At 62.7% G+C, this 22,955-nt stretch carries 18 protein-coding genes; 7 read left to right on the top strand and 11 right to left on the bottom strand.

Annotation, left to right across the window (positions count from 1 at the left end; genetic code table 11):
• The first annotated feature begins 8 nt into the window (after nucleotides 1–8).
• The 4 genes from ACWPW0_RS15960 to ACWPW0_RS15945 all read left to right on the top strand — a co-directional run bounded on the left by ACWPW0_RS15960 (nucleotide 9) and on the right by ACWPW0_RS15945 (nucleotide 3,468).
• Entirely contained in the window at nucleotides 9–599 is a 591-nt protein-coding gene (locus tag ACWPW0_RS15960; protein ID WP_454255826.1) for a YceI family protein, read from the top strand.
• Nucleotides 596–1,753: a phospholipase D-like domain-containing protein gene (locus tag ACWPW0_RS15955; protein ID WP_454255825.1), complete on the top strand. Its 1,158-nt coding sequence runs from the start codon at nucleotides 596–598 to the stop codon at nucleotides 1,751–1,753. The genes ACWPW0_RS15960 and ACWPW0_RS15955 overlap by 4 nt, the downstream gene beginning before the upstream one ends.
• 100 nt (nucleotides 1,754–1,853) lie before the next feature.
• Nucleotides 1,854–2,789 (top strand): oxygen-dependent tRNA uridine(34) hydroxylase TrhO, encoded by a 936-nt coding sequence (gene trhO, locus ACWPW0_RS15950; RefSeq protein WP_454255824.1) that lies wholly within the window; start codon nucleotides 1,854–1,856, stop codon nucleotides 2,787–2,789.
• 28 nt (nucleotides 2,790–2,817) lie between these two features.
• Entirely contained in the window at nucleotides 2,818–3,468 is a 651-nt protein-coding gene (locus tag ACWPW0_RS15945) for a DsbA family protein (RefSeq protein ID WP_454255823.1), read from the top strand.
• A gap of 224 nt (nucleotides 3,469–3,692) precedes the next feature.
• Here the strand turns inward: ACWPW0_RS15945 and ACWPW0_RS15940 are convergent, their stop codons facing one another.
• Entirely contained in the window at nucleotides 3,693–4,415 is a 723-nt protein-coding gene (locus tag ACWPW0_RS15940) for a TorF family putative porin (RefSeq protein WP_454255822.1), read from the bottom strand.
• A 282-nt stretch (nucleotides 4,416–4,697) separates the two neighbouring features.
• Here ACWPW0_RS15940 and ACWPW0_RS15935 point away from each other — a divergent pair, with 282 nt between their 5' ends.
• Nucleotides 4,698–5,507, top strand: a complete 810-nt coding sequence (locus tag ACWPW0_RS15935) for a hypothetical protein (RefSeq protein WP_447592911.1) — start codon at nucleotides 4,698–4,700, stop codon at nucleotides 5,505–5,507.
• Between the two features lie 192 nt (nucleotides 5,508–5,699).
• Here ACWPW0_RS15935 and ACWPW0_RS15930 read toward each other — a convergent pair whose 3' ends face one another.
• The 10 genes from ACWPW0_RS15930 to ACWPW0_RS15885 all read right to left on the bottom strand — a co-directional run bounded on the left by ACWPW0_RS15930 (nucleotide 5,700) and on the right by ACWPW0_RS15885 (nucleotide 20,771).
• Nucleotides 5,700–7,187 (bottom strand): TolC family protein, encoded by a 1,488-nt coding sequence (locus ACWPW0_RS15930; RefSeq protein ID WP_454255821.1) that lies wholly within the window; start codon nucleotides 7,185–7,187, stop codon nucleotides 5,700–5,702.
• Between the two features lie 52 nt (nucleotides 7,188–7,239).
• Nucleotides 7,240–11,577: a DUF4347 domain-containing protein gene (locus tag ACWPW0_RS15925; RefSeq protein WP_454255820.1), complete on the bottom strand. Its 4,338-nt coding sequence runs from the start codon at nucleotides 11,575–11,577 to the stop codon at nucleotides 7,240–7,242.
• 115 nt (nucleotides 11,578–11,692) lie between these two features.
• A complete protein-coding gene (locus ACWPW0_RS15920) occupies nucleotides 11,693–13,789 on the bottom strand; it encodes a site-2 protease family protein (RefSeq protein ID WP_454255819.1) in 2,097 nt (698 codons plus the stop codon).
• Nucleotides 13,790–15,109, bottom strand: coding sequence for an efflux RND transporter periplasmic adaptor subunit (locus ACWPW0_RS15915; protein WP_454255818.1), 1,320 nt, complete (start codon nucleotides 15,107–15,109; stop codon nucleotides 13,790–13,792). It lies immediately after the preceding gene.
• On the bottom strand, nucleotides 15,106–15,891 hold the full coding sequence (locus ACWPW0_RS15910) for an efflux RND transporter periplasmic adaptor subunit (protein ID WP_454255817.1): 786 nt from the start codon (nucleotides 15,889–15,891) through the stop codon (nucleotides 15,106–15,108). The genes ACWPW0_RS15915 and ACWPW0_RS15910 overlap by 4 nt, the downstream gene beginning before the upstream one ends.
• 75 nt (nucleotides 15,892–15,966) lie before the next feature.
• Entirely contained in the window at nucleotides 15,967–16,593 is a 627-nt protein-coding gene (locus tag ACWPW0_RS15905; RefSeq protein WP_454255816.1) for a LysE family translocator, read from the bottom strand.
• Complete coding sequence (locus ACWPW0_RS15900; protein WP_454255815.1) at nucleotides 16,590–17,189, bottom strand: hypothetical protein; 600 nt, start codon at nucleotides 17,187–17,189, stop codon at nucleotides 16,590–16,592. Before ACWPW0_RS15900 ends, ACWPW0_RS15905 begins: the two co-directional genes overlap by 4 nt.
• Nucleotides 17,190–17,464: 275 nt before the next feature.
• Nucleotides 17,465–18,874: a GntR family transcriptional regulator MpaR gene (gene mapR / locus ACWPW0_RS15895; protein WP_447595683.1), complete on the bottom strand. Its 1,410-nt coding sequence runs from the start codon at nucleotides 18,872–18,874 to the stop codon at nucleotides 17,465–17,467.
• Between the two features lie 154 nt (nucleotides 18,875–19,028).
• Complete coding sequence (gene ccoG / locus ACWPW0_RS15890) at nucleotides 19,029–20,444, bottom strand: cytochrome c oxidase accessory protein CcoG (protein WP_454255814.1); 1,416 nt, start codon at nucleotides 20,442–20,444, stop codon at nucleotides 19,029–19,031.
• A 36-nt stretch (nucleotides 20,445–20,480) separates the two neighbouring features.
• Nucleotides 20,481–20,771, bottom strand: coding sequence for a hypothetical protein (locus ACWPW0_RS15885; RefSeq protein ID WP_454255813.1), 291 nt, complete (start codon nucleotides 20,769–20,771; stop codon nucleotides 20,481–20,483).
• On the opposite strand from ACWPW0_RS15885, the gene ACWPW0_RS15880 reads away from it, so the two are divergent.
• The gene (locus ACWPW0_RS15880) at nucleotides 20,770–22,434 is read left to right on the top strand and encodes a nitrite/sulfite reductase (protein ID WP_454255812.1); all 1,665 of its coding nucleotides are present in this window, start codon (nucleotides 20,770–20,772) and stop codon (nucleotides 22,432–22,434) included. The two genes, ACWPW0_RS15885 and ACWPW0_RS15880, sit on opposite strands and share 2 nt — an antisense overlap.
• A complete protein-coding gene (locus tag ACWPW0_RS15875; RefSeq protein WP_454255811.1) occupies nucleotides 22,431–22,943 on the top strand; it encodes a DUF934 domain-containing protein in 513 nt (170 codons plus the stop codon). Before ACWPW0_RS15880 ends, ACWPW0_RS15875 begins: the two co-directional genes overlap by 4 nt.
• Nucleotides 22,944–22,955 lie beyond the last annotated feature (12 nt).

Raw genomic sequence — 22,955 nt, 5'->3', positions numbered from 1 at the left:
AACCTTCGATGTTCAGTGGTGCCATGCTCAAGTTCCATACCTTTCTTCTCGCCGCCTGCCTGAGCGTCCCCGCACAGGCAGACTGGTATCTGGATAACGAGTCATCTCGTCTGTCGTTCATTTCCACCAAGGCTGCCAGCCAGTCCGAAGTGCACCGTTTTCTCACATTGCACGGGCAAATCGATGAAAAGGGCCAGGCCCGCCTGCGTGTCGATCTGGACTCGGTGAGCACCGGTATTCCTTTGCGTGATGAGCGCCTGCGTACCTTGCTGTTCGATACCGCCAAATTTCCCGAGGCACAGGTCATGGCCACCGTGCGGCAGGCGCTCATTACCGACCTGGCGCCGGGGGCGCAACTTGAGTTGCGCCTGCCCATCCAGGTGCAGCTCAACGGACGCAAGCACGGCTACATGGCCGGGTTGCTGGCGACGCGTCTGGATGATCAGCGCTTTCAGGTCGTGACCTTGGCGCCGTTGGTGTTGAATGCCGCCGACTTCGGCCTGACCGATGGTGTCGAGGCACTGCGCAAGATCGCCGGGCTGCCGGCCATCAGCCTGTCGGTGCCCGTGGGCGCCGTGCTGATTTTCACCGCACGATGAGTGGAGCGATCTTCCCCTGGAAGTCCGGTAACCGCTTTGAGCTGCTCGTCGATGGCGAGCGGTTTTTCCCGCTGATGCTCGAGGCGATTGCCGGAGCTCGGCAGGATGTGGCGCTGGAGCTGTACCTGGTGGAGGATGGCCGTTGCAGCGACACCCTGGTCGCTGCGCTTGAGGCGGCAGCGCAGCGTGGTGTGAAGGTACGCTGCCTGTTCGACGACTTCGGCAGCCTGCGCCTGGGCAGTGCACTGCGTCAGCGCATGGCTCGGGCGGGGATCGAATTGCGCCTGTACAACCCGCTGAATTGGCGACGTGGCGTGCGCAATCTGTATCGCGATCACCGCAAGATCCTGGTCATCGATGAGGACCAGGCATTCATTGGCGGTGCCGGTTCGACGGATGCTTTCTGGGACCCGCAGGCGCCCCACAGCGCCTGGCATGAAGTGATGGCGCGCATCCAGGGACCGTTGGTGCAGCATTGGCGTGCGTTGTTCGATTATCAGTGGCAGGCCTGCCAGGCTCGGCTGCCCTGGAAGCCGGAGCATGGCCCAGGCCTCGCCCACTTGCCGCCCAGCCCGCCCATCGGCGCCGGGTTGGGGCGCCTGGCCTATGCCAACGCCCGCCAGCATCGCGATATCCTGCAATCGCTGCTGCGCAGCGTTAACCACGCGCGGCAACGGGTATGGCTGGCCACGCCTTACTTCCTGCCGAGCTGGAAGGTTCGCCGCACCCTGATCAAGGCAGCGCGACGTGGTGTGGATGTATGCCTGCTGCTCACCGGGCGCAATACCGATCATCCACCGGTGCGTTATGCCGGGCAGCGTTATTACCCCCGCCTGCTGCGCGCCGGGGTGCGTATCTTCGAATACCAGCCGCGTTTCCTGCACCTGAAGATGGTGCTGGTGGACGACTGGGTGAGCGTGGGCTCGTGCAATTTCGATCACTGGAACCTGCGCTTCAACCTGGAGGCCAACCTCGAGGCCCTGGACCCGGCGTTCACCCTTGCGGTGGCCGACTGCTTCATCAGCGACTTCAGCGATAGCCGGGAAATCACCCTGCAGGATTGGCAGAACCGGCCTTTGTTCAAACGTTTCCAGCAGCGTCTGTGGGGCTGGCTGGATCGCCTGGTGGTCAATCTGCTGGATCGGCGCCGCTAGGTCGCCCGTGTAAGGCTGGGCGGCGTTTTTGCTGGTAGAATGCGCGCCCTTTTACTTTCCCGGTCCGCCCTTTACGTGGGTGACCACTGAGGATATCCGCATGACTGCTCCCATCGTCGTGGCGGCGCTGTACAAGTTCGTTTCCTTGACGGACTACGTCGCGCTGCGTGAACCCCTGTTGCAAACCCTGCTCGACAGCGGCGTCAAAGGCACGCTGCTGCTCGCCGAAGAAGGCATCAACGGGACGGTTTCCGGCACCCGCGAAGCGATCGATGCCTTGCTCGCCTGGTTTGCCCTCGACCCGCGCCTGGCCGACATCGATCACAAGGAATCCTATTGTGACGAGCAGCCGTTCTATCGCACCAAGGTCAAGCTCAAGAAAGAGATCGTCACCCTGGGCGTGCCAGGCGTCGACCCCAACCGTCAGGTTGGCACCTATGTCGATCCGAAGGACTGGAACGCGCTGATCAGCGACCCCGAGGTGCTGTTGATCGACACGCGCAATGACTATGAAGTGGCCATCGGCACCTTCGAGGGCGCGATCGACCCGCAGACCAAATCGTTCCGCGAGTTCCCGGACTACATCAAGGCGCACTACGACCCGAGCAAGCACAAGAAAGTGGCCATGTTCTGCACCGGCGGCATCCGTTGCGAAAAGGCCTCCAGCTACATGCTGGGCGAGGGATTCGAAGAGGTGTTCCACCTCAAGGGCGGCATCCTGAAATACCTGGAAGAAGTGCCACAGACCGAAAGTAAATGGCAGGGTGATTGTTTCGTGTTCGACAATCGGGTCACCGTGCGTCACGATCTTTCCGAAGGCGATTACGACCAGTGCCATGCTTGCCGTACGCCTATCGACGAGGCTGCGCGGCAGTCCGAGCATTACGTGCCGGGTGTCAGTTGCCCGCACTGCTGGGACTCGCTGTCGGAGAAGACGCGAGCCGGCGCCCGTGAGCGGCAGAAGCAGATCGAACTGGCCAAGGCGCGTAACCTGCCCCATCCGATTGGCCACAACCCGCGCCAGGCCGATCAGTAACCTTGAGCAACTGCACCAGGAGCCGTGGATGACGACCCGTCTGCTGTACGTAATGGACCCGATGTGTTCCTGGTGCTGGGGCTTCGCTCCGGTTGTCGAGGCGCTAGCTAAACAGGCTGCTGCTTCCGGCGTGCCCTTGCATACCGTGCTGGGTGGCTTGCGCCAGGAGCAAGCCGCACTCGATCCTCTGAACGAAGCGCGCATTCTCGGCTATTGGCAGAATGTCCATGCCATGACTGGGCAGCCCTTCACCACTGCATTGCCCGAAGGCCTGGTCTACAACACCGAGCCGGCCTGCCGGGCGCTGGTGACGGCCCGCCGTCTCGATCAGGACAGCGTCTGGCCATTGCTGCGGCTTATCCAGTATGCCTTCTACGTGGACGGGCTCGATGTGACACGAGGCCCCTTGCTGGCCGAACTGGCCGAGCGCGCCGGGATTCCCCGGATCGAGTTCGCCGAGCTGTTCGACAGCGACCAGATGCTGGCGGCTACCGCTGCTGATTTCGAGTGGGTGCAATGCCTTGGCATCGCGGGGTTCCCGACCTTGCTGGCCGAACGTGATGGTCAGTTCGCCTTGCTCACCAATGGCTATCGACCGCTGGAGGAGCTGGCTCCCTTGCTGGCCCGTTGGCTGGAGCGGGGCGGGGTACGGGCACCTGGTGAGTCGCAGACGAGTTAGGGGCGCGACCTGAATCGAATGGCATTCCAACGGCCTTTCGTAGGATGGGGCGGGCCGCGCAGGTCACGCTTCATCGACCCGGAGTACCGGCGCGATGGCCTTCGGCTTGTAACGACGTGAGGCGTGAACAGGCCCATTCTCCGGGCGAAAAAAAGCCGCCTCTGCGGGCGGCTCAACCAAGGACTTGAATCAACCGGGCGCTTCGAGGCGCCCGCTTTTCGTCGTTAGAACGATTTGGAGACCGCCAGAGTGACGTTGGAGTCGCAATAGTCCGAGTCGCCGTAGGTGGCTTCGCAGGTTTCACCGGAGATGTTGGTATCGGTGTAGGTCAGGGAGAAGCCCAGGCCGACGAAGGTCTTGCTCAGGCCGACGCTCCAGTCGTTGTAGTCCTTGCCGCCCGCCTTCTGATCGGTCAGGCCATAGGACGCCGAGATGCCGATTTCATAGGGCAGCTCATACTCATAGGCGACCCAGGTATAGGACGGGTGCACGCCAGTCTCGACACCGTATTTGTAGCCCAGCGTGAAGCCGTAGGCACTGATGGTCGGGATCACTTCATAGCCATTCCAGCCGTTGGCTTCCGGGTAGGTGTACTTGGCCAGGCTGATGTCGGCGGAGATGTCGTCGGTGAAGCTGTGGCCGTAGCCGATGTAATAGTCGACCTCGATATCGGCACCGCTCTTGTTGCCCGGGAAGGCCAGATCGTCGACGTTGGAGGCCCAGATGCCTGCATACAGACCACTTTCATGCGCCACGTCCAGGCTGCCCTGAATCGCGCCATGGCCTGCCGTTTGCGACTGGCCGCGCCAGATGTAGTCGCTGGCCAGAGTAGCGGTCATGCTCACATCGAATTCACCGATTGGGCTCTTGAAGGGCTCGGAGACGGCGAGGCCGCTGAATGCAAGCGTGGAAGCGACGGAGACCGCCAGGGTCAATTTCTTCAGCATGTTCATACTCCTGAGTGCTCGATAGTGTTGAGGGGGCATTCCCTCTAAGTGCGTTAGCGTTTATCGCTAATTCTTTTAAGCCGCTTCCCCTAAAGCATATACCTTGCCAATTTTGTAAAGTCTTATGTATCAATGACTTATATTGATTATTGGCTGATTTTTGATAGATGGAAGGACTTCTACCGTGCATTTCTCCGAGCCTGTGCGCCGATAGGGCGCAGGCAATCGACTGGCCTGCGGCTTGCAGGAGAGTCGCTATCTTTTGCACGGGGAGTGGTGGATATGCGCGTTGCTTTGTTCTGCTTGGCCAGCCTGAGCGCGGCTTGTATCAATGCACAGGAACTGACCGTGGCTGCTGGCCAGGAGCACGTAATCGGGCAGCCCGTGCTGCGCCTCGAACGGTTGGTGCTCGAAGATGGAGCAACCTTGCGCATCGTGCCGGGGTTGCAGCGTGTTCAGATCCTGGCAGCCGAAGCCTGGATCGGCCGTGATGTCCGCCTGCTGGCTGCCGGTCATGAGGGTCAGGCTGGTGCTGATGGGGTGGCAGTGGTTGATGCCAGAGGTTGCGATGCAGGGCCGGCCGGGCATGAAGGTCAGCCCGGAACAGCCGGTGGTGATGGTGTCAGCCTGGAGCTGGCCCTGGGTTTGCGCCGTTTCGGTTCAATGTTGCTGGATACGCGGGGAGGCTCAGGTGGTGTAGGGGGCGCGGGTGGTAATGGTGGTGCGGGCGGTGCATCCGATGCCTGTGCTGGAGGTACGGGCGGTACGGGTGGCGCCGGCGGCACCGGTGGGGCAGGCGGTCGTGGTGGAGATGTCCGAGTGCGTTACTGGAGCCTCAGTGACGAGGGCTACATACCCATCAGCAACTACGGCCCAGGTGTGCAGATACTGACGGCGGGTGGTGCTGGTGCTGCGGCTGGCTCGGCCGGCCTGGGTGGGGCGGGCGGTAGCGGACAACTGGTCAAGCGGCCAACCGGCATCAAGGTCTTCCGTAACCCGGGTGTAGATGGCCAGCCTGGCACAGCCGGCACGCCCGGTGTGGATGGCCAGGCCGGCCAGTTCCTGATCCATCCGCAGGCTAGACCAGAGTGATAGGCGCCGTAGTGATACAGAGTAGTGATACAGAGTCGATTGGCATACTGCCAGTAGAGCGAATGCTGGGTGTGTAAGGCCTACCCTAGGTGTGCATGACGCTCCCTGCATGCGCACGTGCAGCGAGCCTGTAAGAGGCATTCGCCAAATAAAAAAGCCGCCCTGGCAGGCGGCTTGAAGAAGGCTTGGGGCTTACTGAATGTTGCCCTGACTCCAGCGGTCCTCGCTGGTGCTCAATGCCTGGGCAATGACGCTCAACTGGGTCGAGGGCAGTTCCTCTGGCAGCGGGTCAAACCCGGCACTGGCAAACAATTGACCGTAGCTGTTGCGCAGTTCGGCATAGGCCAGGTCGCGGCGCAGGTGGGCCTGCAAGGTGTTCAATTCACCCTGGATCAGATCCAGTTCGCCAATACCCTGTGCCTTGTAGCGATTACGCAACTGCTCGGCGATCTGCTCGTCCAGGCCGGCCAATTGCTGGCTGGTAGCGAACTGACGGCGTGCCTCATTGAAGTTGGCATTGGCCACATACAGCTGGGCGAGCACTGCCATCGACATTGCCTGGCGTCGGGCTTCGGCGACCTGCTGGCCAGCCTTGGCCACGTCGATGGCGGCGGGTGCGGAGAGAACGTTGAACAGGTTCCAGGTCACCTTCACGCCATAGTCGGCCCAGCTCTGATTGACCAGGAACGAGTTGCTGTCGTAATGCCCACCGGCGGAAAACTCCAGGCCGGGCAGCAGGCGCAGCATGGCCTTGCGGGTTTCTGCGGCGCTGATGCGCGCCTGATAGTCCTGCTCGCGTAACTCGGGGCGGCTGGCCAGGGCCTGTTGCTCGAGGCGAGCCATCTCGATCTTGAGTTCTGGCACCGCATAGTCACCTGCCGGGGCCAGGGTAAGAGCAGTGCCCATCGGCAGATTGATCAGCGCCGCCAGTTCAGTCTTGGCCAGCGACAGTGCACGGCGCTGGTCTTCCAGTTGGCGTGTGGCTTCAATCAGCGCGCGCTGGTAGCTCAGGGCCTGGACAGGGTCACCAATACGCTGTGTGCTCAGGTGCTGGCTATTACTGCGTGCTTGGTCGACGCGTGCCATGAGGCTGTCTATCTGCGTGAGCAGTCGGTCAGCGGCGACGGCGCGCCAATAGGCCGAGCGCACATCCTGAATGATGGTATGGAGCACCTTGCGGCGTCGCTCCTGCACGATCAGGCGCTGGTCACCCTGTTGCTTGGCACTGACATAGGCGACGCCGAAGTCCAGCACGTTCCAGACCATGGTCAGGTCTGCCACGCCACGGTCACGGTCCTGCGACGTGGAGGGCTCGAGGGATTGGGTGCCGGTGTTGACGCTCTGGCTACTGGAGGCGCTGACGTTGTTGCGGCCCGCATAACCGGCCGAGACAGCCATGCGCGGCAACATGTCGAAGGTGGCCAGATCGACCTGGCGCTGGGCCATGGCTTCTTCCATCACTTTAAGGCGCGCTTCGAGGTTGTATTTGACGGCGCGGGCCATGGCGTCATGCAGGGTCAGGGGGGCGTTGAGGGGCTCCTGATCCTTGAACATGCTTTGCAGGTCACTCTGGGCGCGCTGCTCGCTGGCACTGCGCTCGATGGGTTGGCTGGTGACGGCGCATCCACTGATCGCCAGCGCAAGCAGGCTGGCTCCGAACAACTTCTGGTTTTTATTCATCCCTGTGCCGCCCCCTAAAAACGGCTCAACTTTTCTTTTTGATGTGTTGTATTCAAACGTTCGGTTCAGTGAACTCGAACTGGCTCAGAGCCAGTGCCAAATCACGTAGCTGGCGTTGTTCGCCCTGGTTCAGGTCGTGCAACTGTTGTCCCAGTGTTGGTGCGCCGAAGACCCCGCGCAGCCCCTGGTTGATATCACTGATGGATTGGCTGCCAAACGCTTGCAAGGACGTGGGCTCGGGGATTCCGGTGCTGAAAATGCTGCTCAGGGTGCTAGAGCCAAATACGCCGCCCTCACCACCACCAAAGCCGAGGAAACCAGTGCCGGAGCCATTGCTGCTGTCACTATTGCCGAAGACTTGAGCAATGAAACTCGGGGCCAGGGCGCCGTTGTTGATAAAGATATTGCCCAGAGGCGGAATGCCGCTGCCCAGGGTGCGTTGCTCGAACAAAGGGGCCGGGAGCAGCGGCGAGGTGAGGCCGGCTGTGTCCAGGCCCGGTGCGCTGGGCCACAGTACGCCGGTGGCAGGTGGCGGGGCCTCGACCGGCGGGTAGGCCATCAGTTGCGGGTCGCCGCTGGGCGCCGGTGGCAGTAGGGAAGGTGCCGTTGGTGTCGGTGTATTCACGGCGTAGCCCGGTGTGCTGAACGATACTGCCAGGGCATTGCCGTGGCTATCGACGATGCCGCTATTGGCGGCATTAAGGGTCAGACCGAGGGTGCCTTGGCCACCGACCGTGTCGATGGTGACGCGGTAGGTGTTGGGCGAAATTTGCGTCACCGAGCTCAGTGCGCCGCTGGCACTGCCGGTGGTCAGCAGGCTGAAGTCGTTGGCGGTCACACCACTCACGTTCTCGCTGAAAGTCACGGTAAACACCAGGGTGCCCGGCCCGGCAGGGCCGTCAAGGGTGATATCGGTGACTTCGGGAGCCAGTGCATCGACCCGGATGCCGGGGGTGGCGTTGGCGGTAAACGTCGGGTCCAGGGGGTTGCCGGCTGCGTCATGGATGCTGTTGCCCGTGAACTGGACGTTGTTGGACAACACGATGCCATCGCCATCGTTGTCACCGCTCTGCACGATGTAGCGAAACACCAGCGTACTGGTCGCTGAGCCGCTCAGGTATTCGGCATGACGGATCTGGCCACCGATATTTATTTCCAGGTACGGCGTGGTGCCGCTGGTATCAACCGTGACGGCTTCTGAGAAGTTAAGGGTATAGTCCAGCGCATCCCCAGCGACATAGGTGCCGTCGGCGGGTACGGATCCCCAGTTTATGGTGGGCGCGATACCGTCGATCACCATGCTGGTGTTCGCCCCCATGGAGCCGGCGCTGCCGGGGGTGGGCAGGCTTATTACGGCATTGTCCGACTGGCTATTGGCAATGGTGGCGCCGTTGAGCGCCAGGGCGGTGCTGGAGTGGTAGTCCAGATCGGCGCTGCGGTCGCCCGCCTGGACGGTGTAGGTAAAGAACAGGGTGTTGGTGCCTGAGCCGCCGGCATAGGTGGCAATCCGATCGATGCTGCCGGTTTCCAGCAGCAGGGTCGGCGTGCCGCCGGAGACGTAGATATGCTGATCGAACGCCACGACCACGGTAATGGTGTCGCCCACTTTGTAGGGGCCATTGCCGTTGGTGCCGAAGGCGCTGACGTCGCTCACGACCGGGTTGGCGCTGGTGACGGTGAGTGTGAAGGTATCGGCGACGTTGCCGCCGTTGCCGTCATTGGCTGTTACCTTGATGCTCAGCGCACCGACCTCGCCGGCGCCCGGCGTGCCGCTGAAGGTCCGTGTCAGGGGATCGAAACTGAGCCAGGCGGGTAGCGCCCCACCTCCGGCCAATTCGGCCGTGTAGCTTAGGCTGTCGCCGACATCAATATCGTTGAAGGTATTGTTGGCGAACTGGAAGTTGAGGGCCGAACCTTGCCTCACCTGCTGGTCGGCAATGGGGTGGACCACCGTCGGCGCATCGTTGATGTTGGCTACCGTGAGCGTGAAGTCATCGGTAACCGTACCACCGTGGCCATCGCTGGCGGTGACCACGATGGTCAGGGGGCCGACATCGCCATTGTCCGGCGTACCGCTGAAAGTGCGGGTGGTGGCATTGAAACTGAGCCAGGCGGGCAGGGCGCCGCCGCCGGCCAGTTGGGCGGTGTAGGTCAGCGTGTCACCGTCCGGGTCGTTGAAGGTGTTGCCAGCAAATTGAAAGCTAAAGGTCGCGTTTTGGGTGGCGTTCTGGTTGGCTATGGGGTAGGCCACGATCGGTGCATCGTTGACGGCGATCACGTTGATGGTTTTGGTCGCGGCCGCGCTTTCACTGGTGCCGTCATTGACTGTGAAGGTGATGGTGCGATCGCCAGTATTGGGCGAATTCGAATTGTTGGTATAGGTTACGGCCCGCAGAGCGGCCTGCCATTGGGCCAGAGTGGCAGTGGCGCCGGCGGAGCTCAGGAGCATTTCCCCGGAGTTGGTGTTGTAGCTGGCATCGATGTTGCCGGTATTGGGGCCCAGGGTGATCCACAGAAAGTCCTCGGCACTCTGCAAGCCGCTGCTGATCTTGACCGTGGCACTGGTCAGGGTGCTGCTGTCCCGATCGCTGAGCGTCAGGCCGCTGTCGATGGCGATGGCACCGCCGCCTTCGGTGTGCGTCGCGGTGCCGCCGGTGGTGGTGGCGATCGGCGTGTCATTGACGGCCATTACGGTGACGACCCGGGTTCCGGCGTTGCTCTCGTTCGTGCCGTCATTGGCGCTGAAGCTGATGGTCCGGTTGCTGGTGTTGGGGCTTTCCGAACTGTTGGTATAGGTCACCGACCTCAGCGCTGCCTGCCACTGAGCTGCGCTAGCGCCGCCGCTGGAGGTCAGGGTCAGGGTGCCGGTGCTAGCGTTGTAATTGCCGGTGATATCGCCCATGGTTGCGGCGTTCTGGCTGAACCCTAGGATATCCTCGCCGGCCTGGAAGTTGCCGCTGATCACCACTTTGGCGCTGGCCAGGGTCGGGCTGTCGGGGTCGCTGAGGGTCAGGCCGGGGTCGATGGCCACCGGAGTGGACGCGACATTGTTGCCTTCGACAAAGCCCGCACTGCCGCCACTGGTGGTGAGCACGGGGGCGGCGCTGGGGAGTACAGCGGCGGCGAAATTCAGGTCATCGATGGCAACGACAGTGTCGGTTCCTGTGATCCTGATTTCATCAACATACTGCCAGGCACTGGAGAAGGTCAGCGTGCCGCCAAAGCCAGCCGCGATAGCATTTTTGGTATAGGTAATGGAGCCGCTTGCATCAGAGACGCCAGTATTCACGGTATCGGATGCCACCTCAACGCCATTGAGATAGCCCTTGATGGTCAGGTTCGGGTTTGTTGCGCCCGGACTTTCTGGGTCTGGAATAAAAGCTCCGGTATCGATTTCCATCGATACCATGCTGAATTCACTACCATCGGCAGAGCTTATCCGGGCATCCAGAGGCCCGCTTTGAACGACGTTGTTCGCATCCAGATTGAAGATGAGGGCCAGGTCATAGCCATGGGGCTTGTTTGCATCCGCTGGGGTTATGCTGAAGTCGTTAGTAGCGGTTATGGTGGTTGTGCCACCGGCAGGCGAGATGAGGCTGTAGGTGATGCCATCGATGGTCTGGGGCCCCGTGAACTCATAAGGGACATTTGGATGGTTGTCGAAGCCCTGATCTGCAGGGGCTGCCAGTAGACTCTTATACCCATCAAGGTTCAGCGGTGCCGACTCGATCTGGCCGACTTGGCGCTCCAACTGCCAGTCGCCACCTTTGTCGGCTGCGCCTGTCGCATCGTTGGATGCGGCCACATCTGCCTGCGTCAAACGCGCCAGTTCATTGAGCAGTGCGGTGCCTTGCGTGCCTTCGGCGGTACTGCAGCCATAGAGCAGGATATCGCCATCGGCGGTCAGGGCCGCGCCAATGGCATTGAGCGCCTGGCTGTGCTGGCCGATATTCTGGGCATTCAACCAAGTGTTTCCCAGTTCGACCGTGCCGTCGGAACCGTGGCTCAGCAGATGGATGGCATCGACGTCGGAACGTCCCTTCAGGTAGTCGGCAATCTGCTGCAGGCCGTCCTTGCTGCTGTCGAGCACCACCACTTCCGTGCCCGGCTTGAGACCGGCGATCAGTTGTTGTTTGTTGTCGACTTTGCCATCGATAAACACCACTTCCTGGCGCTGATCACTGGTGGCTGCGGGCGGCACGGCATCATGCAGGGCCGTGTCATTGGCAGTTGCTGCGTTTGGCTGGGGTTCGGCTGAGGTGGCTGCGTCGACAGCAGTAGCGGCAATCGCGCCGTCGAACAGCATGCGCGGTTCGAGGGCAGAAGCCAGCGGTGCACGCTGTGCGGTAAATGGGCTGGCCTGACGCTTGAACAGGTCGAGAAACTTCATGGGAACCTCCGTGTGGTGCAGGCCAGATCAAGCGCCGAAAATATCGGGGAACTATTCTCTGTTTCTATTGACCGCGCAAGCGGGTCACTCAGTTTTTTGCTCGGCTGGTCAGGTCTCAGAAGCCGCTTTCGCGCACGCCCAGCGCTGCCACGCGTCGCCAGATAAAACCCAGCACCGATTCACCCCTGCCTTCCAGCAATACCAGGCCACGCAGGGGCTGCGCGGGAGCTGGCGGCGAGTCGGGCAGGCTCAGGTTGACGCCGTATTGCGCCTGGAGCGGTTCAGCCTCCTGCTGTGCGGTGCGGCGTACGGCGATGGGGCCGTGGTGATCGGAGGTCAGTGCTTCGAGCTGGATATGCGTGGCGCCGGTGGTGTCCACTTCGTCCAGGCGCACGGCGAGGGCCGGGCGGGACGGATCGTCCATGATGAAGCGACCTTCACTGCCTGGCTCCACGCGCCACAGCGCTTCTTCCGGCAGGTAGCCGCGCAGGCGCAGGCCGGGTTCTACCAGCCGTACCAGTACGCTGTGCGGCGAGAGCCAGAGGCCGGGCTCCAGGCCAATCAGCAGGTCGCGTACGGTGCCGGTTGCGGGAGCGCGAATCTGCAGGCGTTCGCGTTGCGCCGTCAGACCACGGTATTCGGCCACGGCTTCGGCCAGTTGCTGTTCGAGGATGCCGATGTCGGCGATGGTCTCGCTACGCCCGGCCTGGCGGCGCAGTTGCAACTGCAGGATGCTGACTTGACTGCGCACGATGCTCAGGCGGGCATCCAGATCGGGGGATTCCAGTTCCAGCAGCACGTCACCTTCGTTGACCTGCTGGCCTTCCTGGGCATGCAGTACCTTCAGGCGGGCCGCCGTGGGGGCGTGCAGCGCGGTACTGCGCGACGCCTCGAGCATGGCGGGGATTTCCACGGTGCTGCGCCAGGGCAGCAGCAACAGTGCCAGCAGGCCGAGCAGGGTGGCCCCCAGCAACACGACCTTGCCCGGATGGGCTTGGGCGCGACGCTTGCTCCATTCCTGCATCTCGCGCCAGATCGGCAGGCCGATGAACCAGGCCAGTTCGACCAGCATCAGGAAGATGCCGAGCAGCTTGAAGAACATGTGGTAGACGGCGAGGGCGATGCCGAGAAACAGCGCTGCGCGCCACAGCCATGAGCCATAGCCCCAGACCAGCAACTTGCGCTGCATGCTCGGCGACCAGGGTTCCGGAGCCGGTTCGCCGTAGCCGAACAGGGCTTCGCGCAGGCGCCAGCGACACAGGGCGAATGCTCGACCTTGCAGGTTGTCCACCCCCCACAGATCGCTGATCAGGAAGTAGCCATCGAAGCGCATGAAGGGGTTGAGGTTGATCAGCAATGTGGTGATCCAGGTGGCGCTAGCCAGCATGAAGGCTGCCGTGCGCGCGGGGCCGTCTGGCAAGAGCGACCAGGCGAGCAGGGCGATACAGGCCAGCAGCAGCTCGGCGAGTACGCCACCGGCCCCGATCAACAGGCGCGAACGTCGGTCGTTGACGCGCCAGGCGTCACTGACATCGGTGTAGAACATCGGCAGCATGACCATGAAGGCCAGGCCCATGCTCTGTACCCGGCAGCCGGCGCGCTTGGCCATGTAGGCATGGCCGAATTCATGGCAGAGCTTGGCGAAGGTCAGGGCGATGGCGAAGGACATCGCGCCGCCCAGGCTGAACAGGTGCGGAAAGGTGGCGATGAAGCGTTCCCAGTCGCGCGCGGCGAGAAACACGCCAAGGCACAGCAGCAGCGGCAGGCCGAAGCGCAGCAGGTTCGGGCCATGGCGCTCGAGCCATGGCCAGGTGCGGTTGAGAAAGGCGTCGGGACGCCACAGCGGAATGCGGAAGAACAGGTACTGGTGCAGTAGGCTCTGCCACAGACCATGCCGTTGCTGGGCGGCCTTGGCAGCGTAGCTGGCGCTCTGTTCGTCGTCCGTGGCGGTGATCAGGTCGTGGCCGCGCAGGAAGCGCAGCAATTCCTCGATCTCCGCTTCGCCCAGTGGGATACCAGGTTCGCGGTTGGCGGCCTGTAGCACACGTGCGGCATTGCCCAGTTGCCAATGCCGGAGCAGGCGCATGGCGGGCGCGCCGAGTTTGAAATAACGACCGCGTAACGGGTCAGCAAGGGTCCATTGCGGTGAGCCGTCCAGTGCTGGGCTTGCTGGGGACAGTTGCAAGTCGGCACGCAGGGCGGGCAGTTGCATCTACAGGCCCACTGTCTGGCGCAGGGAGGCGAACGGGCGCCTTAATAGATAGAGAGCCAGTGGCCCGCGCTCACCGAAGATTTTCGCTGTACCGCGCAGGCCTATACGGGGTGGTGCCTGCTCGAATTCGGCATCCAGGCGGTAGGCCAACTGGCCGCTGGCCGTCTGCTGGGCCTCATACGCGCTGCGTAGCAGGCGTGCGGCGTGGCGATGCAGCGGATCGCTGTCAAGGAACAGGGCGATATCAGTGCCTGGTTTGAAATCCAGGGCATCACCCACCGCCAGTTCGATACGCAATTCGGCCTGATTCGGGTCGGCTATTTCCATCAGGCGCTCGCCGGTTTGCACCGGTTTACCGGTCCAGCGCTGGGCATCGGCAAACACCGCGATCCCGTCGCGCTCGGCACGGACTTCGCTGCGCGCCAGTAATTGACGGGCGTAGTCGCGTTCGGCGCGTTTCTGTTCCACGCGGGCGGCGTACAGGTCGATGCGGGCGCTGGAGTCGGCATCGCTGAAGGCGCGTTGGGCGTTGGCCTTGAGTTCTGCCTCGGCGACATTCAGGCTGCGCTCGGCAACGTCGGCCTGGGCCTTGATGCTGGTGGCATCGAAACGCAGCAGGATGTCCCCTTTGTTAACCGCCTGATTGGGCTTTACCAGAAACTCGGCAATCACGCCGTCGAGGGGGGCGGCAACGATCTGGCCGCCGAGTGGTACCACCTGCGCCGGCGCGAGTACCGATTGGCGTACGGGCAGCAATAACAGCAGCAGGGCAGCCAAGGCCACTCCGATGATTTTTTTGCGCGGCCAGCGTAAACGCCAGGGCTTGCCCGGCTGGAGCGCCAGCCAGGTATGGCTATAAGCGTCGCCAAGCTGCATCAGCAAGGCTTGTTCGGCTTCACTCCAGGGTTGTTCGCGGGCGATCCACAGGCCGCCGAAAGGTTGCTGCTGTCTATCCAGCAGCGGCAACCAGAATACGGCGGCCGCCGACAGGCTTTGCCAGTCGGCCTGGGATGGGCCATTTAGCGAATCGGCGATGACGACCTGGGCTTGCGCCGAGCGCCCCTGGGCCAGGAGCTGGCTGGCGGCATTCTCGACGAAGGCAACGAAGGGGGCGTTGGGCTCGACCACGCTGATGCCGGTCAAGGCACGCACCTTGCCGGCTATCAACAGGGCGGCATGCCGGTAGCCGAACAGACCCTGGGCATCATTGGCCAGGGCGTAGGCGAGGCTGTCGATATCCTTGGCTGCGCGTGCCTGACGTTCGAGTACGAGAAACTGCGCGAAAACGCGCTCGGCCAAACCGGGGAGCGGTGCGTTCATTGCGACCCCGGAAAGCGTGCACTGCCACTCATACCGGCCAGCAAGCCACTGCTGTCAGAAGGCAGGGTGCCGATCAGCAGCAGAGTCTGGCTGCCTTCGTCGATGCGTGCACCCAGGCGTTTGACCTCGACCTGCAGCGGTTGGCCGGTTTCATCCGGGGTGAACGCGAAATGCTCACCGGGCTTCAAGTGACCGAGCCAGCTCGATGGCACCAGCAGATGGACTTCCAGGGTGCGGTTATCGACGATCTCCAGCAACGGGGCGCCGCCGGGTACGCTTTCGTGCGGCTGTGCCTTGCGCTGTACCACTCGACCATTGAACGGGGCGGTAACGCTGCAGCGCTTGACCTGTACCTGATAGACCTGCGCTTCGGCCTGCGCCTGGGCCTGCTTGGCCTCGGCCAGGGCAACTTCGAAACGGCCAACCGAATTCAGTGCCGCCAGTTGCTTGTTGTGGCTGAGTTCTTCGCGGGCAGCGCGCACGGCAGCCTGCGAGGCATTGAGCTGGGCCTGGTAGGCGCTGCAATCGAAACGCACCAGCACATCGCCTTTCTTGAAGTCCTGGCCGTCGGCATAGGGCATTTCAATGATGCGGCCGGCCAGCTCGCTGGACAGCATTGCCTGGTCGCGGGCGCGCAAGACGCCGCGTGCAGTGCGTTCGCCTGTGGAGGCGCTGGGAAGGGGACTATCGAGAAGGGGGTCGTTCGACGGCGTGGCGCCATGTCCGATCTGAGCGTAGAGCAGGCACGCTGCGGTGCAAGCCCAGGTGACTGTGCGGTGCATGCTGCACTCCCTGCCTCTTTGGTTGTCGCGCAGTGTACGGAAGAAGCGTAGGCACGCAAATGGCGGTATGCAGGCTCAGCGTCGGGACAGTGCCAGGGTGGTGGCGAATACCAGCAGCACCGAACCCGTCAGGCGGTCCAGCAGACGGATCATCGATGCGCTGCGCAGCAGGTTGGCGAGTGGCCGGGTGGCGATGATCAGGACGCCAGCCCAGAGCAGCCCAAGCAGAACATGCAGCAGGGCGAGAACGAAACTGTAGCTGCTGACCGAGACGCCGGCCGGTATGAACTGCGGCAGGAAGGACACATAGAAGACGCCAACCTTGGGGTTGAGCAGGTTGCCGAGCAAGCCTTTGAGGAACCAGTCAGTTGCGCCATTGCCACGCTGTTCGGCGACGGCGCCGATGACCTCGTTGCGAGGACGAAGCAGCATGTTCAGGCCCAGCCAGGCGAGGTAGGTGGCGCCGATCCATTTGAGCAGGTTGAATGCCAGCTCGGAGGCTGCCAGCAAGGCGCCGAGGCCGAGGGCTACGGCAGCGCCCCACAACAGGCAACCGGCGCCGATACCCAAGGCTGCAGCTATCGCGCGTTTTGGCGCTCCCAAGGTAGCGGCTCGCAGGACCAGTGCGGTGTCGACACCCGGGGTGATCGTCAGCAGGCTGACGGCTGCCAGAAATGCCAGCAGCGAAGTACCCAGGGTCATGGCGCGGTCGGGCTTTGTACGGGTTTACCCGTGGACCACTGTTGCAGTTGCTTGACCCGCGTCTGGCTTTCGGCCAACGGTTTATCGAGGGATTCGTTGTAGTACTCCAGCCAGCTGCGCGAGCCCGGGATCATGGCTGCCAGGTCACGCATGCCGGTCTTCAGTGCAGTCAGGCTTCCCTGGAAGGTTTGCTCCTGGCTGATCATCAGCCTGGCCACCTGTTGGAGGGTGTCGCTTCGCTCGCCGCTCGCGACCGGTGCCGAGGGACTGGCACTGACGCTCGATTGGGCAGCGCTGAGTGTCACGATGCGGGTGTTCTGTTGTGCCAGTTGCAGTTCGATCCGAGCCAGTTGCTCTTCGAAGCCAGTGGCCTGCTTTTGCAGGGCCTGGATTTCTGGGCTCGAGGGGGTTAGGGCTTCGTCGTTGCTGAACAGGCGCATCAGGCCGGTGGTCAACCAGACGAGCAGAACCAGAAGCAGGACGCCTGAAACGCCCCAGAGCATGAAACGATCGCGGGTTGCCCGTTTTTCCAACAGCGTCAGGCGTTGCTCGTCACTGAGCACTTCTGTCACATCGGTTTCGGTATCGCGGCTCATGATCGGTACTCCACAGCATCTGCCGTCGTGTGTGACGGAGTGGTGTCATTATGCCACTATTTTTTGACGTCAGCTTTACCACGCATCAGCTGGGCGGTACCTCGGGTCTTTCTATGGATTAAAGCTATGCCTTTTTGGTGGCTCGGTGTGTGGGCGCAAGCACCTTCTTTGTTGCGAGGGTGGCGCGCCCCTGGCTTGTGCGTAGTGAAGTGATGAGCAGTCCTGCTGGTGCGCGCTGCGCACCCTGCAAGAGCTTCCAGTCGTCATCCTGTCCGTCAGAATGAGGCCAGGATTCGTCCCAGTAGTTCCATGGCGCGTTCGCTCTGTTCGTCCCAGGGGTGGCCATGGTTGAGGCGGGCGCAGTTGCGGAAGCGGCGGGTAGCGGAAAAGATCGGCCCGGGTGCCAGGCTGATGCCCTGGGCAAGGGCGAGCTGGAACAGTTGCAGCGAGTCGACCTGTTCGGGGAATTCGAACCAGAGGAAGTAGCCACCACTGGGCCGAGTGACCCGTGTGCCCGCAGGGAAATGCCGGGCGGCGGAGGCGAGCATGGCGCCTTGCTGGGTTTCCAGGGCGTGGCGCAGCTTGCGCAGGTGGCGGTCGTAGCCGCCGTGTTGCAGGTAGTCGGCAATGGCGGCCTGGGCTGGTACCGAGGGCGAGATGGTGGTCATCAGCTTGAGTCGGCTGATCTGCTCGGCATAGCGGCCCCCGGCCACCCAGCCCACCCGGTAGCCGGGGGCGAGGCTCTTGGAGAACGAGCCGCAGTGCATCACTAGGCCGTCACGGTCGAAGCTCTTCACCGGCTTCGGCGGCTGGGCGCCGTAATACAGCTCGGCGTAGACATCGTCCTCGATCAACGGCACCTGATGCTTGACCAGCAGTTCGTAAAGTTCCTGCTTGCGCGGATCGCTCATGCTGGCGCCGAGTGGGTTCTGCAGGCTGCTCATGAACCAGCAGGCCTTGATCGGCAGGCTGGCCAGACGCTCGGCGAGTATGTCCAGGTCGACCCCTTCGCGCGGGTTGACCGGGATTTCCACGGCCTTGAGCTTGAGGCGCTCGAGCACTTGCAGGGTGGCATAGAACGCCGGGGCTTCGATGGCCACCAGGTCGCCGGGGCCGGTGACGGTCTGCAGGCACAGGTTGAGGGCTTCCAGCGCGCCATTGCTGATCACCAGCTCATCCAGTGGCAGGCGTACGCCGCTGAGCATGTAGCGCAGGGCAATCTGGCGGCGCAGGTCGGGGTTGCCGGCGGTCATGTCGGCGATCACCGCATGGCCGGGCATGTCGCGCAGGCCATGGGCCATGGAGCGCGCCAGGCGTTGCAGGGGGAACAGCTGCGGGCTGGGGAAGGCCGAGCCGAAGGGTACGGTGTGCGGGTCTTTCAGGGAGCCGAGTACCGAGAACACCAGTTCGCTGACATCCACTTCGGTGGTCTGCGCGGGCTGTGCGCTGGTTTCCGGCTCGGCCAGCGAATGCTCGCTCAGTTCGCGAACGAAGTAACCGGAGCGCGCGCGGGCGGTAATCAGCCCACGGTCCTCCAGCAAGTAATACGCCTGGAACACGGTGGACGGACTGACGCCGTAGGTGCGGCTGGCATGCCGTACCGAAGGCACTTTCTCGCCTGGGGCGAGTACGCCGGAGCGGATCAGCTCGGCGATCTGGTCGGCGAATTTCTCGTAGCGTTTCATCGTGTCCGTAGGGGCGGCCAGCAAGTGGTCACACTCTACGGGGAGTTGCGCATTCATGCGACTGAAGCTGCTCACGCTGTACGGGGCTCCGGGGAAGAACAGGCACGGCGGTGCGGCGCCGTGCCTGGGGTGGACAAGCCTGCGCTCAGTTCACTCAGCGCCCGCTCGGCGCGATGAAGGTGCTTTGCGCCTGCATGCGTTCGCGGGTGTCGGCCAGGTTGCTGATCTCGAAGCGTACGCGGGTCGCCGTCGCACCGACCTGCTCGGCGGTTAGCACCACGGTCACCGGCACGTCGAGAATCTCGCCCGGGGCCAACAGCAGGTGTGCGGGTGCATCCAGGCGCATGCCGGGGGTGTCCACGAGGGCCAGGTGATAGCGCTGCGGTTCCTGGGTCTTGTTGATCACCTTGAGGCGGTAGGTGTTCTCGATCTGCCCAAGGGCGTTCTCGCGGAACATGCTGCGATCCTTGGCGGCATCGATGGACACCATGGAGCGCGCTTCCAGTGCCCAGACGAAGGCCCCGATCATCAGTGTCAGCGCAACGCCGTAGCCCACCAGACGTGGCCGCAGCAGGTGGGTAGTGCCACCTTGCAGTTCGCGGTCGGAGTGGTAGCCAACCAGGCCCTTGGCGTAGCCCATCTTGTCCATGATCGAGTCGCAGGCGTCGATGCAGGCGGCGCAACCGATGCAGTCGATCTGCAGGCCGTCGCGGATGTCGATACCGGTCGGGCAGACCTGCACGCACATCTGACAGTCGATGCAATCGCCGAGGCCTTCGGCCTTGTAGTCGCTGCCTTTCTTGCGCGGGCCACGACCTTCGCCGCGTTTGGCGTCATAGGCCACCAGCAGGGTGTCCTGGTCGAACATCGCACTCTGGAAACGCGAGTAGGGGCACATGTGCACGCAGACCTTCTCGCGCAACCAGCCGGCGTTGATGTAGGTGGCGGCCATGAAGAACAGCACCCAGAACAGCGTGGCGCCATCGAGTTGCAGGGTGAACAGTTCCTGGCTCAGCTCGCGGATCGGTGTGAAGTAGCCGATGAAGGTCAGCGCCGTGAGCAGGCTCACCGCCAGCCAGATGACATGTTTGGTGGTACGGCGCAGCAGCTTGCCGACCGTCCAGGGCGCGGCGTCGAGCTTGATGCGCTGGTTGCGCTCGCCCTCGGTGATCTTCTCGGCCCACATGAACACCCAGGTCCACACGCTCTGCGGGCAGCTGTAGCCGCACCAGACACGCCCGGCGACCACCGTGATCGCGAACAGGCCGAAGGCCGCGATGATCAGCAGCGCCGACAGCAGGATGAAGTCCTGCGGCCAGAAGGTCGCGCCGAAGATGTAGTAGCGGTGTTCGGCCAGGTTCCACAGCACGGCCTGGCGGCCGTCCCAGTCGAGCCAGGCGGTGCCGAAGAAAATCAGGAACAACAGGCCTGCGCCATACAGGCGCAGGTTGCGGAAGCGACCCGTGAAACTGCGGGTGTGGATCGGCCCGCCGGCCTGGGAAGGCGTCAGGCGGATTGGTTGGCGCGGATCGATCGTTTCGATGATCTGTGCGGGGATGCGCTCACTCATTGGTTGCCCCCATCAGGCTTTATCAGGCGGGGCGAACTATGCGAGCGCAACTGTTTCGATAACAGACTCAGGTAAGTGGATAAAAACCATATCAGATGCGATGCAAAGGGCAGCGCCGCTACGCTTGGGGGCTCTGGATTCTGCAATGATCTGGATCAAGGTTTCTTCGCCGTCCGGCTGCGGCTGGTAAGCGATTGGCTGCCCATCTGATCCGTATTTTTCTGTGCTATCTGCCGCTGTTTTGATGGCAGTGTCTTGCGCATAGTTCGCGCATCGTTTGTCCGCCTGCCGCTCCTTAGCGGCATGACGCCGTTCCGAGGAAACCATGTACCAGTACGACCAATACGACCACGCGCTGGTGCGCGAGCGGGTTGCGCAGTTTCGTGACCAGGTGCAGCGCCGCATCAGCGATGAACTGAGCGAGGAAGAGTTCCTGCCGTTGCGCCTGCAGAACGGCCTGTACATGCAGAAGCATGCCTACATGCTGCGTGTGGCGATTCCCTACGGCACGCTGTCATCGAAACAGTTGCGTACCCTGGCGCACATCGCCCGCAACTACGACCGTGACTACGGCCACCTGACGACACGGCAGAACATCCAGTTCAACTGGATCGAACTGGAGCAGGTGCCGGATATCCTCGAGCAACTGGCCGAGGTCGAGATGCACGCCATCCAGACGTCCGGCAACTGCGTACGCAACGTGACCACCGAGGCGTTCGCCGGGGTCGCGGCTGACGAGTACCTCGATCCGCGCCCGCTGGCTGAACTCCTGCGCCAGTGGTCGACGGTCAACCCCGAGTTTCTGTTCCTGCCACGCAAGTTCAAGATCGCCCTGTGCTCGGCTGCCGAAGACCGTGCGGCGGTGCAGGTGCATGACATCGGCCTGCAGGTGTACCGCGACGAGAGCGGAGAGTTGCTGCTGCGCGTGCTGGTCGGTGGTGGCCTGGGGCGCACGCCGATCATTGGCCAGCAGGTACGTGATGGCCTGTCCTGGCGGCACCTGCTCAGCTACGTCGAAGCCGTGCTGCGGGTCTACAACCGCTATGGCCGGCGTGACAACAAATACAAGGCGCGGATCAAGATCCTGGTCAAGGCGCTGGGTGTCGAAGCGTTCGCCCGTGAGGTCGAGGAGGAGTGGGCACTGATCAAGGATGGCCCGGCCGAATTGACGGAAGAGGAGTACCAGCGTGTCGCCGCGCATTTCCAGCCGCCGCACTACGCCGCGCTGGAAAACCAGGACCCGCTTCAACAGGCGCTGCATGACCCGCGTTTCGAGCGGTGGCTGACGCGTAACGTGCAGCCGCACAAGGTGGCCGGTTATGCCAGCGTGGTGCTGTCGACCAAACCGGGGGCCGCGTTGCCGCCTGGCGATATCACCGCCGTACAGATGGAGCATGCCGCCGATTGGGCCGAGGCCTTCGGCTTCGGCGAGATCCGGGTTGCCCACGAGCAGAACCTGGTCCTGCCGGACGTGCGCCAGGCGGATCTGTATCGCCTCTGGCAACTGGCCGATGCCGTTGGCCTGGCGACCCCGAACATCGGCCTGCTCAACGACATCATCGCCTGCCCCGGTGGCGATTACTGCTCGCTGGCCAATGCCAAGTCGATTCCCATCGCCCAGGGGATTCAGCAGCGCTTCGAAGACCTCGACTACCTGCATGACATCGGCGAATTGAGCCTGAATATCTCCGGCTGCATGAACGCCTGTGGCCATCACCATATCGGCAATATCGGCATCCTCGGCGTGGATAAGAACGGCAGCGAGTGGTACCAGATCACCCTCGGTGGCGCGCAGGGGCATGGCGCGGCGCTGGGCAAGGTGATTGGCCCATCGTTTGGTGCGGCAGAGGTGCCCGAGGTCATCGAGCGGATCATCGAGACCTACCTGGCGCAGCGTGCAGAGGGCGAACCCTTTGTCGATACTTGTGCACGGATCGGCCTGGAGCCCTTCAAGCAACAGGTCTACCGCCAGCAGGAGCAGCCCGCATGAACAACCTGATCAAGCTGCAAGACGGTGCGCCACAGATCATCACCGATGATCCCTGGCACCTGCTGCGTGAGGGCGAATCCCCCGACGAACTGATGGCACCGCTGTTGCTGCCGCTGGCCCTGTGGCGCGAACGCCAGAGCGACACCGTGCTGGCCGGCCAGGCCACCAGCGCCGATGGCCTGTGGCTGGCACCGGATGATGACGTGCAGGCGTTGCAGGCTTGCCTGCCGGCATTGCCGCTGATCGCCATCGACTTCCCCAGCTTTCGTGATGGTCGTGGTTACAGCCTGGCCTACCTGCTGCGTACGCGTCTGGGTTGGCAGGGCGAGCTGCGCGCCGTGGGCGATGTCCTGCGCGACCAGCTCAGCCATATGCGCCAATGCGGCTTCGATGCGTTTGCCGTGCGTGCCGACAAATCGGTCGAGGATGCCCTCAAGGGACTGGCTGGCATGAGCGTGCTGTACGGCCGCTCGGCGATCGAGCCACGGCCCTTGTTTCGCCGTCGTTGAGCCAGTCAAGCC

The organism is Pseudomonas sp. Marseille-Q8238 (assembly GCF_965111915.1).
Note: the sequence above shows the minus strand (reverse complement) of the source record. Positions and strands in the feature narration are given on the sequence as shown.